This is a genomic window from Sphingomonas aerophila, from assembly GCF_014199305.1.
In the GTDB taxonomy this organism is placed as follows: Bacteria; Pseudomonadota; Alphaproteobacteria; order Sphingomonadales; family Sphingomonadaceae; genus Sphingomonas; species Sphingomonas aerophila.
Map to the genome: position 1 here is coordinate 337026 of NZ_JACIJK010000001.1, position 14721 is coordinate 351746.

The 14721-nt window shown below is 67.3% G+C and carries 15 protein-coding genes; 6 read left to right on the plus strand and 9 right to left on the minus strand.

The genetic code is table 11. The features are described from left to right. Positions 1 to 2: 2 nt before the first annotated feature. Positions 3 to 1337, minus strand: coding sequence for an RsmB/NOP family class I SAM-dependent RNA methyltransferase (locus FHS94_RS01745; protein ID WP_184053938.1), 1335 nt, complete (start codon positions 1335 to 1337; stop codon positions 3 to 5). Between the two features lie 51 nt (positions 1338 to 1388). Here FHS94_RS01745 and FHS94_RS01750 point away from each other — a divergent pair, with 51 nt between their 5' ends. Together FHS94_RS01750 and purH are read left to right on the plus strand one after the other, a co-directional pair. Then, a complete protein-coding gene (locus FHS94_RS01750; protein WP_184053941.1) occupies positions 1389 to 1550 on the plus strand; it encodes a DUF1674 domain-containing protein in 162 nt (53 codons plus the stop codon). A gap of 52 nt (positions 1551 to 1602) precedes the next feature. Next, positions 1603 to 3171 (plus strand): bifunctional phosphoribosylaminoimidazolecarboxamide formyltransferase/IMP cyclohydrolase, encoded by a 1569-nt coding sequence (gene purH, locus FHS94_RS01755; RefSeq protein ID WP_184053944.1) that lies wholly within the window; start codon positions 1603 to 1605, stop codon positions 3169 to 3171. 4 nt (positions 3172 to 3175) lie between these two features. Here the strand turns inward: purH and FHS94_RS01760 are convergent, their stop codons facing one another. Then, entirely contained in the window at positions 3176 to 4693 is a 1518-nt protein-coding gene (locus tag FHS94_RS01760) for a lipopolysaccharide biosynthesis protein (protein ID WP_184054418.1), read from the minus strand. 207 nt (positions 4694 to 4900) lie between these two features. Beyond that, positions 4901 to 5167: a DUF1294 domain-containing protein gene (locus FHS94_RS01765; protein ID WP_184053947.1), complete on the minus strand. Its 267-nt coding sequence runs from the start codon at positions 5165 to 5167 to the stop codon at positions 4901 to 4903. A 75-nt stretch (positions 5168 to 5242) separates the two neighbouring features. On the opposite strand from FHS94_RS01765, the gene FHS94_RS01770 reads away from it, so the two are divergent. Both FHS94_RS01770 and FHS94_RS19095 read left to right on the plus strand, forming a co-directional pair. Further along, positions 5243 to 5551, plus strand: a complete 309-nt coding sequence (locus FHS94_RS01770; RefSeq protein WP_184053949.1) for a hypothetical protein — start codon at positions 5243 to 5245, stop codon at positions 5549 to 5551. A gap of 2 nt (positions 5552 to 5553) precedes the next feature. Continuing rightward, positions 5554 to 5784, plus strand: coding sequence for a hypothetical protein (locus FHS94_RS19095; RefSeq protein ID WP_221234460.1), 231 nt, complete (start codon positions 5554 to 5556; stop codon positions 5782 to 5784). A 47-nt stretch (positions 5785 to 5831) separates the two neighbouring features. On the opposite strand, the gene FHS94_RS01775 is transcribed toward FHS94_RS19095, so the two are convergent. The 4 genes from FHS94_RS01775 to FHS94_RS01790 all read right to left on the minus strand — a co-directional run bounded on the left by FHS94_RS01775 (position 5832) and on the right by FHS94_RS01790 (position 10424). Beyond that, the gene (locus FHS94_RS01775) at positions 5832 to 6071 is read right to left on the minus strand and encodes a hypothetical protein (protein WP_221234461.1); all 240 of its coding nucleotides are present in this window, start codon (positions 6069 to 6071) and stop codon (positions 5832 to 5834) included. Positions 6072 to 6131: 60 nt separating this feature from the next. Next, positions 6132 to 8897, minus strand: a complete 2766-nt coding sequence (gene polA / locus FHS94_RS01780) for a DNA polymerase I (RefSeq protein ID WP_184053955.1) — start codon at positions 8895 to 8897, stop codon at positions 6132 to 6134. 74 nt (positions 8898 to 8971) lie between these two features. Further along, positions 8972 to 9196: a hypothetical protein gene (locus tag FHS94_RS01785; RefSeq protein WP_184053958.1), complete on the minus strand. Its 225-nt coding sequence runs from the start codon at positions 9194 to 9196 to the stop codon at positions 8972 to 8974. A 70-nt stretch (positions 9197 to 9266) separates the two neighbouring features. Further along, a complete protein-coding gene (locus FHS94_RS01790; RefSeq protein ID WP_184053961.1) occupies positions 9267 to 10424 on the minus strand; it encodes a serine hydrolase in 1158 nt (385 codons plus the stop codon). Between the two features lie 128 nt (positions 10425 to 10552). On the opposite strand from FHS94_RS01790, the gene FHS94_RS01795 reads away from it, so the two are divergent. Both FHS94_RS01795 and FHS94_RS01800 read left to right on the plus strand, forming a co-directional pair. Further along, the gene (locus FHS94_RS01795; protein ID WP_343055114.1) at positions 10553 to 11761 is read left to right on the plus strand and encodes a cation:proton antiporter; all 1209 of its coding nucleotides are present in this window, start codon (positions 10553 to 10555) and stop codon (positions 11759 to 11761) included. A gap of 67 nt (positions 11762 to 11828) precedes the next feature. Further along, positions 11829 to 13610 (plus strand): thiamine pyrophosphate-requiring protein, encoded by a 1782-nt coding sequence (locus FHS94_RS01800; RefSeq protein WP_184053964.1) that lies wholly within the window; start codon positions 11829 to 11831, stop codon positions 13608 to 13610. Between the two features lie 18 nt (positions 13611 to 13628). Here FHS94_RS01800 and FHS94_RS01805 read toward each other — a convergent pair whose 3' ends face one another. Together FHS94_RS01805 and FHS94_RS01810 are read right to left on the minus strand one after the other, a co-directional pair. Then, positions 13629 to 14081: a DUF983 domain-containing protein gene (locus FHS94_RS01805; protein ID WP_184053967.1), complete on the minus strand. Its 453-nt coding sequence runs from the start codon at positions 14079 to 14081 to the stop codon at positions 13629 to 13631. A 74-nt stretch (positions 14082 to 14155) separates the two neighbouring features. Next, complete coding sequence (locus FHS94_RS01810) at positions 14156 to 14671, minus strand: PilZ domain-containing protein (RefSeq protein WP_184053970.1); 516 nt, start codon at positions 14669 to 14671, stop codon at positions 14156 to 14158. Positions 14672 to 14721 lie beyond the last annotated feature (50 nt).

Below are 14721 nucleotides of genomic sequence, written 5' to 3' on the forward strand. Positions count from 1 at the left end.
AGTCAGCCGACGCGAGTAAGGCGCGCGATAAAGAACCCGTCGCACCCACCCTTGTCCGCCAACATGCCCGGCAGGGTGCGCAGGTGCTCGCCATCGCCCCGCGTCCGGATGGCGACTTGCAGCGCCTCGGGCACGCGATCGGTGATCTTGTCGAGCCGATAATCGGGCCGGGCCGCCAGGAACGCGTCGAGCTGCTCCTCCCCCTCCTCAGGCTCCAGCGAGCAGGTCGCGAATACCATGACGCCACCCGGGCGCACCCAGTCGGCCGCACGCGCCAGGATCCTCGCCTGCAGTTCCGCCATCTCGGCGACGATGCCCGCATGGGCGCGGTAGAGCACATCGGGGTGGCGGCGAAAGATCCCGGTCGCGCTGCATGGCGCATCGACCAGCACGGCATCGATAGGCTCCGCGGGAGCCCACTCCAGCACGTCGGCGGTGACCACCGTGGCGGACAGTCCCGTCCGCGTCAGGTTGTCGCGAAGTCGCGCCAGACGACTTTTGGAGACATCGACGGCCGTCACCGCCTTGCCCGATGCCGCCAGTTGCAGCGTCTTGCCTCCGGGTGCCGCACACAGGTCGATCGTGGAGCCGCCCACGTCCGCCAGCAGACGGGCGGGCAGGGACGCGGAAAGGTCCTGTACCCACCAGCCACCCTCGGCAAAGCCGGGCAGCTCGGGTACGGGCGCATGCCCGCTCGCCAGCCGCACGCTTCCGGTCGCCAGGCTCGTGCCGGACAGCCGGCCAGCCCATTCCTCGGTCGCGCTGGCATCAGCAAGACTGAGGTCCGTCGGCGGCTGGGTGGCGAGCGACAGGGCGGCCGCCGCGACCATCTCCTCGCCCCATGCCGCGTGCCAGCGTTCGGCCACCGCCTCCGGCAATGTCGCCGCTTCGGGCAGCGTGGCACCGGCGCGCATCACCGTCCCGAACACCCCGTGCACCAGCTTGCGCGGACCGCCATCGACCAGCGGCAGCACTGTCGCGATCGCGGCGTGCGGCGGGGTGCCGAGCGCCAGCGTCTGCGCCAGCGCGATGCGCAGCGCCATGCGCGCCTTTGCATCGTCGGGCAGGCGTTGCCGTGTGGCGCCGTCGATCAGCGCGTCCAGGTCGCCGAGCCGCCGCAGTGCTTCCGCCGCGATCGCATGGGCCAGCCCGCCGTCGGGCCCATGCACCGCGCGTGTCGCCGCCGGCAACGCCGCCTCCAGCGCCTCTCCCCGGCGCAACACCGCGTCGAGCAGCCGCAGCGCGGCGCGGCGGGCAGGGGTGCCGAGCGGGTCGGCAGGCCGGCGGGGGGCGGTGTCGCGTTTGGCGGGACGGCGGGCATCTTGCGGATGGGACATGTCAGCCCGATGTGGCGGTGAAGTGTCCCTCGCGCAACGGAGCCTGTGATCATGGGTCAGCGCCCCCCGAACCTGAAGCCGCCCGCTTACCTCAGCAAGAACAAGCCCGTGCCCCAGCCGGAGGACCGCCCGCGTCCACCGGTCGACCCGCTCGGCACCGATCCCGTCCGCTATGGCGATTGGGAGCAAAAGGGCATCGCGATCGACTTCTGACGCGCGGCAGCCCCCTGTTCGCACCCGTCCTGTGCGGGTAAAGGCGCGGGCCATGACCAGCATCCCCATCCGCCGCGCCCTGTTGTCCGTGTCCGACAAGACGGGGGTGGTCGATCTCGCCCGCACGCTCGCCGACAAGGGGGTAGAGCTCGTCTCCACCGGTGGCACGGCAAAGGCGCTGCGCGATGCTGGCCTGACCGTGCTCGACGTGGCGGAGCTGACCGGCTTTCCCGAAATGATGGACGGCCGCGTCAAGACGCTGCACCCGACCGTTCATGGCGGTCTGTTGGCGGTGCGCGACGATCCCGAACACGCGGCCGCCATGGCCGAACATGGCATCGGTGCGATCGATCTGGTGGTCGTCAACCTTTACCCGTTCGAGGCGACGGTCGCGCGCGGGGCCGATCGCGACACGGTGATCGAGAATATCGACATTGGCGGCCCGTCCATGGTGCGCTCTGCCGCCAAGAACCACGCTTATGTCGCCATCGTCACCGATCCCGCCGATTATGCGGTGGTGGCCCGTGGCGAAACGACGCTGGACGAACGGCGCGGTTTTGCGGCCAAGGCGTTCGCGGCGACCGCCGCCTATGACGGCGCCATCGCGCGCTGGTTCGGTCAGGTCGACCAGGGGCAGCGCTTTCCCGCCACCCTGCCGCTCGCGCTGCGCCGCGCGGGCGAGCTTCGTTATGGTGAGAACCCGCATCAGGCCGCGGCCTTCTACACTGGAAACGACGGCGTGCGCGGCATCGGTCAGGCGCGGCAGGTGCAGGGCAAGGAGCTTAGCTACAACAATCTCAACGATGCCGATGCCGCGCTGGAACTGGTGGCCGAGTTCCGCGATGCGGAGCCGACCTGCGTCATCGTCAAGCACGCCAATCCGTGCGGCGTCGCCAGCGGAGCGACGTTAGAGGCGGCATACGCCTCCGCCTTTGCTTGCGACACCGTGTCGGCCTTTGGCGGCATCGTCGCGGTGAACCGCCCGCTCGACGAAGCAACCGCGCGCGCCATCGCCGGCATCTTCACCGAAGTGGTCGTCGCCCCCGACGCTGACGAAGCGGCGCTTGCGGTGTTCGCGGCCAAGAAGAACCTGCGCTTGCTGCTGACCGGCGAACTACCCGACCCGACCCGCGATGGCCTGTCGGCCAAGTCGATCGCGGGCGGCTGGCTCGTGCAGGGGCGCGACAATGGCGTCCTCACCGACGACATGCTGCGTGTCGTCACAAAGCGGCAGCCAACGGCACAGGAGCTGGCCGACTGCCGCTTTGCCTGGACGGTCGCCAAGCACGTCAAGTCGAACGCCATCGTCTATGCCAAGGATGGCGCCACCGCCGGCGTTGGTGCGGGGCAGATGAACCGGCTCGAATCGGCGCGCATCGCCGCCTGGAAGGCAAAGGACGCCGCGGACAAGGCAGGCTGGGGGACGCCGCACACCGTCGGCTCCGCCGTCGCGTCGGACGCTTTCTTCCCCTTCGCCGACGGCTTGCTGGCGGCGGTGGAGGCCGGGGCGACCGCGGTGATCCAGCCGGGCGGGTCGATCCGGGATGAGGAAGTGATCGCCGTGGCCGATCAGGCGGGTCTCGCCATGGTCTTCACCGGCATGCGCCACTTCCGCCACTAATCGGTCAGGCGACGGGCGCTCCCTGTTTCGGCAGGGTCGCCTCGTCCGCCTTGGGCATCGACCCGAACAGCGCCCGGTCAGCGGGCCCGAACGCCCAGCGCCACAGCACGAACAGGTACGTCGCGGCGATGGCCGGCTCGCCACCCGCCAGTTCCAGCCATTCGAGCTCCTTCGGCAGGGCGGTAAAGGCGGATCCGACAAGGATCGCCGCCAGCGCCGCCCATACCAGCGGCCAGCGCAGCGGGTTGACCGACGCCGAGAGCAGCCGCCCCAGTACCCGCGCCTTGATCAGCGAGGTGAGCCCGACAGAGGTCATCAGCGCAATCGCCGGCCCAGCCGCCTGGTAATTGGGCGGCCAGCCTGCCCAGCGCATGGCAAAGATCAGGAAAAAGCTGAAACCGACCTGAAAGGCTAGCATCGCCGCCGAGATCAGCAGGTTCCGCATGCGCGCCACATAGACCAGCGCCGATTCACTCACTGCGCCGGCAGAGGCCAGCACTTCCGCGGTCAGCAGGAACGCCAGCGCGGCCGTGCCCGCCACGAATTGCGGCCCGACCACGCCCATCACGGCCTCACCCGGAATGGAGCCCATCAGCGCCAGGCATCCTTGCGCGGCCATGATCCAGAACGCGACCTGCCGTACCTGGTTCGCGACCGCCGCGCGATCGTTTCGCGCCAGGCTGTCGGTGATGACTGGCCCCAGGATCGGGTCAAAGCTGGTTTTCAGCTTTTGCGGCAGGGACGCGACCTGCTGCGCCATGTAATAGATGCCGACGATCTTGGGCGCGAACATCACGCCCAGGATGAAGCGGTCGACGTTGCGGCTGCCCCATTCCAGTGCATCGGCACCGGCGAGCGGCGCATTGGCGCGGGCGAGCGCGAACAAGGGCCGTACCTGCGGCGACCAGCCCCGCGGCATGCCGTAGCTGCGCACGAACGGCACCAGGCTTGCGATCAGCGCCGCCAGCATGGACGCGACATAGGACAGCACCAGCCCGTCCCGGATCGAGTAAAAGGAGAATGCCCAGGCGGCGATGGAGATGGTCCAGGGCTCCACGATCGCCCGCGCCCGCACCGTCGCCTTCACGTCGAGGCGATAGGCAAGCGCGGCCAGGCTGACGTCGGACCAGGCGCTGGCGATAATGATGCACGGCAACCAGCGATCCAGGCCGACAATGGCCGAATTGGGGTACATGATCTCCGGAAAGGTGATCAGCACCGCGCTCGCCGTCAGCGACGCGACCAGCGCCACCGCCATCGCGTCCCAGGCGACGCAGACATGCGGCCGGTCCGCCTTTGACAAGGCCTGCGCCAGCCCGCGCTTCAGCCCCAGCGTCGCCAGCAGCGCGGCAAGCTCCACAACCACCACGGCGATCGCGAAGCGTCCGACCAGGTCAGGGCCGTACAGGCGCCCGGCAATGAACAGGAACGGGATGCGCGCGGCCAGGCGCAGAACGAACCCTGCTATATTGGTGCGCCCGCCCTTGGCGAGCGTCGCGATGTCCTGCTGCTGCTCGGTCATCGGCAGATGGCCGACGTCGGAGAGTGGGGCATCGGGTCGGCAAATGCGCTGGAGAAAAGGAGGGCGGAAATGGCCATTGCCCCGCTTTTGCACATTTGGGCCCCTGTAGGACAGCGAACTCGACGCGTCGTGTTGGTCACCCGATGACGAAGGCGGCCCGTGCCTTGCCCAGCGGACGAAGCTCGCACAATCGGCGCATCGCCTTTGTCAGAACAGAAGAAGGATTGTCCCTGCGCCGACCTGCACGGCCGCGATCAGCATCAACCGGGTCGAGAACGGCTCCTTGCGCGTCTTGTGGCGGAACAGCTGACGCGCCGCAAAGGCCCCCGGCGACCCACCGATAAGGGCCAGCCACAGCAGGTCGGCCTCTGGCACCCGGCGCTGGCGGGCTATCGCCCGTCGCGTGTCCTGCCAGAACCGAACCACCGTCCAGCCGTTCACGAACACCAGCCAGGAAAGCGCAGCGGCGACCATGGACAAGCCCTAATCCACAGATATTAGCGCAAGGTGCATCGCCCGCCTGTGACATCGAACCTCGCCTTCAGCCACGTGCAGACCATCGGCGCCTTCCTGATCGCGCTGTTTGCGTTTGGTCTTTCGGCCATGTTCCTGGACCGTACCCCGCTGCTCATCGACCCCGGCCCTGATCTCGACTGGCCCTTCGGGCTGCTGGGCATCGCTATGGGTCTCTGGGCGGCAAACCGCATCACCAGCGTTCCCGGCACTTCCGCCGGACGCCTGGGACGCGTCGCGCTCTGGATCATGCTGCCGCTGCTTCTCTGCTTCGGCCTGCCCAAGCTCGGTAGCCAACTGAACGAGGCGATCAGCTTCGGAGCGGAGGCGAGGAGGAGCAGCTGACCGTGCTCCTCGTTGGGAAGAACCGCGGCATCCGCGGCAAGGGACGCCCCTTCTACGAGGCTGACCTGGCAACCCCGTTCAACAATCAAACAATGAAGCTGCGCGTGGACGACGCTGTCTTTGACCGCGTAGAGCCCAATCGGGAGTGCGTCACGCTTCTGATCGAGCGCGCGCCCAACGGCGCCGCGCGCTTGCTCAGGCCGCTACGATGGCAGGTGCCATGCCCTTGGTAGGGGTTTTTCCAAGCCCCGGCCGGAACGCGAAAACCTCAGCCTGGTAATCAGCCGTCATCTTTATCCGGCCGCTTGGTGACAAAGCGCGCCTCGCCAATTTGCGTCCCGGTTCGTTGCAGGTGCCGCAGACCGAAATACGCAGCCATCACGACCGCGATAAGGAACGCGGCAAGCATGACGTTCCAGAGCTGCCGTCCTGGCTCATGAAACTCGCTCCATAGCGGGATTGCCAGCGCACCGCCGACCCACAGCACCGCCTCTGCCCTGACGATCGTCGTCCTTTTCACCTGCATTCCTTGCTCCACTGCATCCTCGCGCAGGCCTCCGCGTCACCGGTTGAGGGTCACTCAGTGTGCGGCGCCCCAACTAGGGCCGGTGCCAATCTCGACGCCCAACGGGACCGTCAGCGTTATTGCGGGTTCGGCGGCGGTGGCCATCACACGTTCGATGACCGGCTTGGCACGCTCCACGTCCGCTTGCGGTAGCTCAAAGACGAGTTCGTCATGAACCTGCAGCAGCATGCGGACATGGCCCAGGCCCGCCTCGGCGAGCGCCGGATTCATGCGGGCCATCGCTCGCTTGATGATGTCCGCGCTGGTGCCCTGGATCGGCGCGTTGATGGCGGCGCGCTCAGCCCCCTGCCGTTCGCCCTGGTTGCGGCTCTTGATGCGCGGGAAGTGGGTCTTGCGACCGAACAGCGTGGTGGTGAAGCCGCGCTCGCGTACCTGGGTCAGCGTTTCCGCCATGTAGCGGTTGATGCCCGGAAAGCGTTCGAAATAGCGGTCGATCATCGACTGCGCTTCGTCGGCGCTAACCTCCAGCCGGCCGGCCAGGCCCCAACGGCTGATGCCGTACAGGATGGCGAAGTTGATCGTCTTGGCACGGCTGCGCGTGTCGCGGTCGACGGTGCCGAACAACTCCTGCGCGGTCAGGCTGTGAATGTCGTCCCCACGTGCGAAGGCGTCACGAAGCTGCGGCACGTCGGCCATGTGTGCCGCCAGCCGCAACTCTATCTGCGAATAATCTGCGGCCAGGATGACGTTGCCCGGCTCCGCCACGAACGCATCGCGGATCTGCCGGCCGGTCTCGGTGCGGATCGGGATGTTCTGGAGATTTGGGTCGGTCGAGGACAGGCGCCCGGTCTGCGCGCCGGTCAGGCTGTAGCTGGTGTGAACCCGGCCCGTCTCGGGGTTGATCTGCTCCTGCAACGCGTCGGTATAGGTGTTCTTGAGCTTGGTCAGCTGACGCCAGTCGAGTACCTTGCTCACGATCTCGCTACCCGGCCCGCCCTCGCGCGCGATGCGTTCGAGTTCAGTAACGTCCGTCGAATACACGCCCGACTTGCCCTTGCGCCCGCCCTTCAGCCCAAGCCGCTCGAACAGCACGTCGCCCAGCTGCTTGGGGCTGCCGATCGTGAAGGGACCACCCGCCAGGCGATGCACCTCCACCTCGGCCTCCGCGATCTGCCCTTCGAATTGCTTGGACAGCGCGGACAGGCGTTCGCGGTCGACCTTGATGCCCTGGCGCTCCATGCCGGCGATCACGGCAACCAGCGGGCGGTCCACCGTTTCGTAGACCTGCGTCGATCGCTCGGCGGGCAGGCGCGGCTTGAAGCGGCGCCACAGCCTCAGCGTCACGTCAGCATCCTCCGCAGCGTAGCGGGTGGCCGCGTTGAGATCGACTTCGTGGAACCCGCGCTGCGTCTTGCCGACGCCGATCACGTCCTTGAACGCGATGCAGCTGTGCGACAGGTGCGTCGCGGCGAGTTCGTCCATGCCGTGGCCGTGCAGCCCGGCGTCGAGGTCAAAGCTCATCACGATCGTGTCATCATAGGGCGCGACGGTCAGCCCCAGCCGGCCGAGCACGATCAGGTCGTATTTCAGGTTGTGGCCGATCTTCAGGACGGCATCGTCCTCCAGCAGCGGCTTCAGCCGGGCCAGCGCCTCGTCGCGGTCGAGCTGGACGGGCCGCTCCGACAAAAGGTCGGTGCCACCGCCAATGCCGGTGTGGGCCAGGGGGACGTAACAGGCGCGGTTCGGTTGCAGCGCCATGCTGATGCCCACCAGATCGCACCGCATCGGGTCCTTGCCCGTCGTTTCCGTATCGATGGCGATCCAGCCCTGGTGCCGGGCGTCGTTGATCCAGCGATCGAGGTCGGCAAGCGCCGTCACGGTTTCATAGCCGTCATGGTCGCAGGGCGGATCCTCCTGATGGGGCACGCTGGTCGGCTCGGGCACCGGCGCGTCAGCGACCTGGCCAAGCTTGGTCAGCAGCGACTTGAAGCCGTGATGCTCCAGGAACGCGCGCAGCGGCGCGTCAGGAATCCCCTTTAGCTCCAGTTCTTCCAGCGGCTCGGGCAACGGCTTGTTGCATTCCAGGGTCACAAGGGTGCGCGACAGGCGTGCAGCGTCGGCGTGCTCGATCAGGTTGTCGCGCAGCTTGCCCGCTTTCATCCCCGGCGCGGCGGCGAGCACGGCTTCCAGGTCGCCATGCTCGTTGATCAGCTTGGCCGCGGTTTTCGGCCCGACGCCGGGAACGCCCGGCACGTTGTCGACCGCGTCGCCCATCAACGCCAGCACATCGCCCAGCTTCTCCGGGCCAACGCCGAACTTCTCCTCGACATAGGCGCGACCGAGGCGGCGGTTGTTCATGGTGTCGAGCATGTCGAGGCTGCCATCCTCGATCAGCTGCATCAGGTCCTTGTCACCCGACACGATCGTGACCTGCCACCCCTGCGCCAGCGCCGCCTTGGCGTAACAGGCGATGATGTCGTCCGCTTCCAGCCCTTCCTCCTCCAGGCAGGGGAGCGAAAAGGCGCGGGTCGCGTCGCGGATCATCGGGAATTGCGGGACCAGGTCCTCGGGCGGCGGTGGCCGGTGCGCCTTGTACTGGTCGTAAAGCTCGTTGCGGAACGTCTTGGACGATTTGTCCAGGATCACCGCCATGTGGGTCGGCCCGTCCGCCTTGTGCAGGTCGTCGGCCAGCTTCCACAACATGGTGGTATAGCCATAAACCGCGCCAACGGGCTCACCATGCTTGTTGGTGAGCGGCGGCAGGCGGTGATAGGCGCGGAAGATATAGCCCGAGCCGTCGACAAGATAGAGATGAGGCATCGGGCAGGGGTGTAGCGGATCGCCGAGTGTTAATCAGCCCCCCGCCGGTCGCGCCGGCGGGGGAGTAGGGCGGATTACCGGCGACCGCGCAGCGTGTTCAGGATCGCGAGGCCGACAACGCCGACCAGCGTGGCAGTGGCAGCCGGGCGCTGCTTGGCGAATCCCTTCGCCTTGTCGGCGAGCGGGCCAGCCTGGCCCATGTTCTTGCGCGCGAAATCGCTGATCTGGGTGGACAGGCCCGGACGGGCAGCGGTGTCCGTCGGGGTGACGGTGGTGTCGGTTGCGGTGGTGGTGGTCATGATGAACGCTCCCTCGGCCCCGCCGGGTGACGGGGCGCGTCGCGCTAAACGAGCAAGGGCCGTATTGGTTCTAATCGCCCTCGGCAGTGCCGAAATCGGTGAGCGTCAGCGTGGAGCGGGCGCCGCCGCCGTTGCCGCCGGCATAGCTCGCCACCGCCGCTGCCACGTTGCGGATCAGCGCCTGCCGCTCACCGATCGGACGAGTGGAATCGCCGATCATCACCGCGATCGCATAGCGGCGGCCGTCAGGCGCGGTCAGCAGCCCGACATCGTTGAACCCGGCATTGCGACGGCCAAGGTCCTGGCCCGTCCCTGTCTTGTGCGCGATCTTCCACCCCGACGGCAGCGCCGAGCGCAAGCGGGCACGACCGGTGACCGACGCCCCCATTGTATCGAGCATGATTCGGGTGGAAGTTTCACTCAGCAACTCGCCGCGGGCCAAACGGGCCAGCGCATCCGCAATCGACAGGGGCGCTGCGCCGTCGGGCGGATCGCGGGTGTAAGCGTCGAGTGCCGCGATCCGCTGCGCCATCGGCAGGCGCGACCGCGCGATCTCGAAGGAATTGCCGATCGCAAAGGAAGGCTGCCAATTCAGCCCCGCGGTGCGCGACTGGAGCAAGCGCTCGCCCGGGCCAAAGCGAATGTCGCCCAACTGCTTGCGCGCGATAAAGGCGCGCACCGCGTCCGGCCCACCAACATAATGGAGCAGCCGGTCGTTGGCGGTGTTGTCGCTATGGGTCAGCGCGCGGGTCAGCAGGTCGCCAACCGTGGTGTGAAATCCGTCACCCTTTACCGCCAGAAAGGCGATGGGCTGGTGAAACAGCGTCAAATCCTCGGCGCGCACGACAATGGGGTCGTCCAGTCGGGCGCGGCCCTGATCGCGCATGTCGAGCAGGGTCAGCGCGACCCACAGCTTGGACACTGATTGCTGCGGTTCGAGCTGGCGACCATTGGACTCCACCGTCCAGCCTTCGTCCACTGCGCGGATCGCGATGCCGGCGCGACCTTCAAAGCCGGCGGCGAGCTGCCTGATCGTGTTTTCGAGCGCGGTGGGGGCGGGGCGAACCGGTCGCGCCGCGACGGGCGGCAGCGGGATCGAAACAACAGGCGCGGTCTCCCGATCAGGCGCAACCGCGCTCGGGCCGGGACGCGAGGTAGTGCCGCACGCTACAAGTGCCGTGGCAACGATAGCGGCGCTCGTGAATTTGAAGATCTTACGATGCGACATGCGGTGTAGAAACGCCCCCGAACGGTTCACGCTTGTGAGCCGGCGGGAGCCACGAAAACAATCGCTGTTGGCGCCGGTTGCGACGAGCGCCGTCGCTGATACGACGAGATGTGATAAGCGGGGGGCCGGTGCAAGACCTTGATTTACCGACCGGCGTCGACTTTCCGGTTCTCGGCATGTTGTTGCTGGTCGCGGCTCTGGTGGCCATGATCACGCGGCGCGTGCGCCTGCCCTACAGCGTCGGGTTGGTGGCCGCGGGGCTGGGTATCGCGTTGTTGGCCCCGGGCAGGGTTCCGCCGCTCAGCCGCGACCTGATCTTCTTCATCTTCCTGCCGCCGCTGGTCTTCGAGGCGGCGATCCAGATCCCCTGGAAGCCGTTCCGGCGCGAGTTGCCGCTGCTGTCCGTGCTGGTCACGATCGGCGTCGTGCTGGCCGCCGCCGTGGTGGCGGGCGGCATGCACTGGCTGGCCGGGTGGAGTTGGATCGGGGCGGGGCTGTTCGGGGTGCTGATCGCCGCGACCGATCCCGTGTCGGTGATCGCGATGTTCAAGCAAACCCATGTCGACCGGCGGTTGCACCTCTTGGTGGAGGCTGAAAGCCTGCTCAATGACGGCACCGCCGCGGTCGGTTTCGCAGTGCTGCTCGCCATCGCAACGGGCGGAAGCGCGGGTCCGGGTGACATTGCGCTCCGGCTGGTCGGCACGGTGTTGGGCGGGGTGGCGTGCGGCGCGGCGGTGTCCATCGCGCTGGTGGTGATCGCGGGGCGGACCACCGACCGGTTGGTGGAGGTCACGCTGACCATGTTGATCGCTTATGGCTCCTTCATCCTAGCCGAGCATCTGGGCGCGTCGGGGGTGATCGCGACGCTGACCGCCGGCATGGTGGTCGGCAATTACGGATTTCTCGGCTCGATCAGCGACAGCGGTCGCTCGGGCGTGCTCAATCACTGGGAGTTTGTCGCCTTTCTGGTCAACTCGCTCATCTTTCTGCTGATCGGCGGGCAGGAGGCAGGCGTGCAGATCGGGGCGGTGCTGGCCGCGGCGGGGCTGGCGGTCGTGCTGTCGCTCGCGGGGCGGGCCGTGGCGGTGTACCCGCTGATGCTCGCTTTTGCGCGAACCCGCCTGGCGGTGCCCTGGGCGTACAAGCATGTCCTGTTCTGGGGAGGGTTGCGCGGCGCGCTTGCCCTGGCGCTGGCGCTGGCGTTACCCGAAAGCGTGGCGGAGCGGGGCGAGATCATCGCCGTCGCCTTTGCCGTGGTCGCCTTTTCCATCGTGGTGCAGGGGATCAGCATGTCCTGGCTCGTGCGACGGCTGGGCCTGATTGCGGGAGAGAATTAGGGCCGGGGCAACAAGCGCGCCTGTTGCGCCGTTGTGGCCCGACCAGCGCAATCGAGGATCCGTTGTCATGGCCAAGCTCACCAGCGACTTCTTTGTCGAACGGCTGAAGGCGTGGGGCGTGACCCGCATCTTCGGCTATTCAGGTGACGGCATCAACGGCGTGCTGGGCGCGCTGCAACGGGCCGAGAAAAAGGGTGAGGGCATCGACTTCATCCAGGTCCGTCATGAGGAGATGGCCGCCTTCATGGCGACGGCCCATGCCAAGTTCACCGGCGAGATCGGGGTCTGCCTGTCGACCGGCGGGCCGGGCGCGACGCATCTGATCACCGGGCTGTATGACGCCAAGCTGGACCATGTTCCCGTGTACGCGATCGCCGGCCAGGCGGAGACGAGCTCGCGCGGCTCAAACTACCAGCAGGAATTGAACCTCGACCGGCTGTTCTCCGACGTCGCGGGTTACGTTCAGGAGGTCGCCAAGCCCGCGCAGACCCGCCATGTCGTCGACCGCGGCTTTCGTGTGGCGCTGTCGGGCAACACGGTCGCCGCAATCGTGCTGCCCAAGGACGTGCAGGACGAGGCGATGGAGCAACCGCCCGTCGAGCACGGCTACACCCGCTCCGGCCCCGGCTACACCCGCCCGCGCGTGATTCCGTACGAAGCGGACCTGATCCGCGCGGCGGAGGTGCTGAACGCGGGGGAAAAGGTCGCGATCCTGATCGGTGCGGGCGCGCGGGACGCGGCGGACGAGGTGGTGGCGGCGGCCGAGCGGCTGGGCGCGGGCGTCGCCAAGGCGCTGCTGGGCAAGGACGTGCTGCCCGATGACCTGCCCTTTGTCACCGGCGCGATCGGGTTGCTCGGCACCAAGCCGTCATGGGACCTGATGCAGGGCTGCGACACGCTGTTGATGATCGGCACCGGCTTTCCCTGGGCGGAGTTCCTGCCCCAGGACGGCGCCGCGCGGGCAGTGCAGATCGACATCGACGCCGCCATGCTGGGGCTGCGCTATCCGGTGGAGGTGAACCTGCACGGCGGCGCGCGCGAAACGCTGGAAGCGCTGCTGCCGCTGCTCGAACGCAAGGCCGACCGCGACTGGCAGAACAAGATCGCGCGCGAGATGGACAGCTGGCGCGAGACAATCCGGGAGCGCGCCATGGCAGCCGCAAACCCGGTCAACCCGCAGCGCATCGTGTTCGAAATGTCGCCCCTGCTGCCCGACGACGCCATCGTCACCTCCGATTCGGGTAGCTGCTGCAACTGGTATGCACGCGACTGGCAGGTAAAGCGCGGGCAGCGCGGCAGCTTGTCGGGCGGGCTCGCGTCTATGGGCGCGGCGGTGCCCTATGCGATCGCGGCCAAGTTCGCGCATCCGACCCGGCCCGTGGTGGCGTTGGTCGGTGACGGCGCGATGCAGATGAACAACCTTGCCGAGATGATCACGGTGCAGAAATATTGGGAGCGCTGGGCCGATCCGCGCTTCGTGGTCTGTGTGTTCAACAACGAGGATCTGAACGAGGTGACGTGGGAACAGCGGGTGATGGAGGGCAACCCCCGCTTCGCGACCACGCAGGACCTGCCCAACGTGCCTTATGCGCGCTTTGCCGAAATGATCGGGCTCAAGGGCATCTATGTCGACGATCCCGACAAGCTGGCGGGCGCATGGGCCGAGGCGCTGAGTGCCGACAGGCCTGTGATCCTGGAGGTGAAATGCGACCCCGAGGTCGCGCCGCTGCCGCCGCACCTGACGATCAAGGAAGCCAAGGCCTTCATGACGTCGATGGCGCATGACGAGGGTGCCGGGCATATGTTGAAGGAGACGTTCCGCCAGCTGGCCAAGGAAGTGACCGGGTGATGACCGCGCCGGCCCCTCTCAGCGCTGGTCGAAGTCGTCGCCCTCGCTGCCCCGCAGCCGCGACCAGAGCGCGTCCGTTCCCGCTTCCTGCGCGCGGTTCACGAATTGGGAGGCGACCAGCCACCCCTTGAGCGGGCGCAGCGGCAACAGGCAGCCGAGCAGCATGATCGGCAGCGACGTGAACAGGTGCACCCACCAGGGCGGGTCGAACTTCACCTGAATCCACACCACGATGAAGGCGAGCGGGAAGGCGACGATGCAGAGCGAGAAAAAGGCGGGGCCGTCGTCAGGTGCCGCGAAGCGGTAGTCGAGGCCGCACACCTCGCACCGATCGGCGATCTTCAGCCACGATTTGAACATGTGGCCCTTGCCGCAGCGGGGGCACAGGCCCTTCCAGCCGCTTTCCATGATCCAGCGGAACTTGGCCTTGCCGGTATCGAGCGGTGGCCGTTCTGGCGTGTCGGGCTCCATGCGGGTTCAGTAGGCGCGGGGGCCGGCGCGTCAACTCGCATGGGTTAGGAATGGCGACGGCCGTACGCGAATGGTCAGCCACCCAGCGCGGTGCGGATCGGGTCGAGAGAGCGCGACAGGAAATCGTGGATTTCGATGGCGCCGAACACGGCCGCGGCCGCTGCGACGCTCGCGATTGAGTCGTACTGGAACAGGGAAGACAATCGGCGGTGGCGCTCGATGCGCCGCGCAACCGCGGCGTCTGCCATGTGGCGTGCCTGCGCGCGACGCTCGGCTGATCCGGCGGGTGCACTGGCGCGGCGCGGCTCGCTGATCAGCGATTCAACGCTGATGCGGTCCTGGGTCCGCACGCCAAAGAAGCGGTCCCGTTTCCACGCGACCCGCGCGATGATGACGAGTGAGCCGCGCCGGATATCGACATAGCTGCCCAGCGGCGGCGGGTTGTCGGACGCGATCAGCAGGCCGCGGGACGACAGGTTGTGGATGCAACCGTCCGACCAGATGCCTTTCAGGTTCAGGCGGCAGGGCACCACCACCCGGGTGCGCGGTTCGCGCGGGCGCAGGCCCGACGGCATCAACGTCGTCAGCATCTAAAGGTCGCCCGCCAGCCCATCGACCGGGACGGCTAACGTCATGTTCG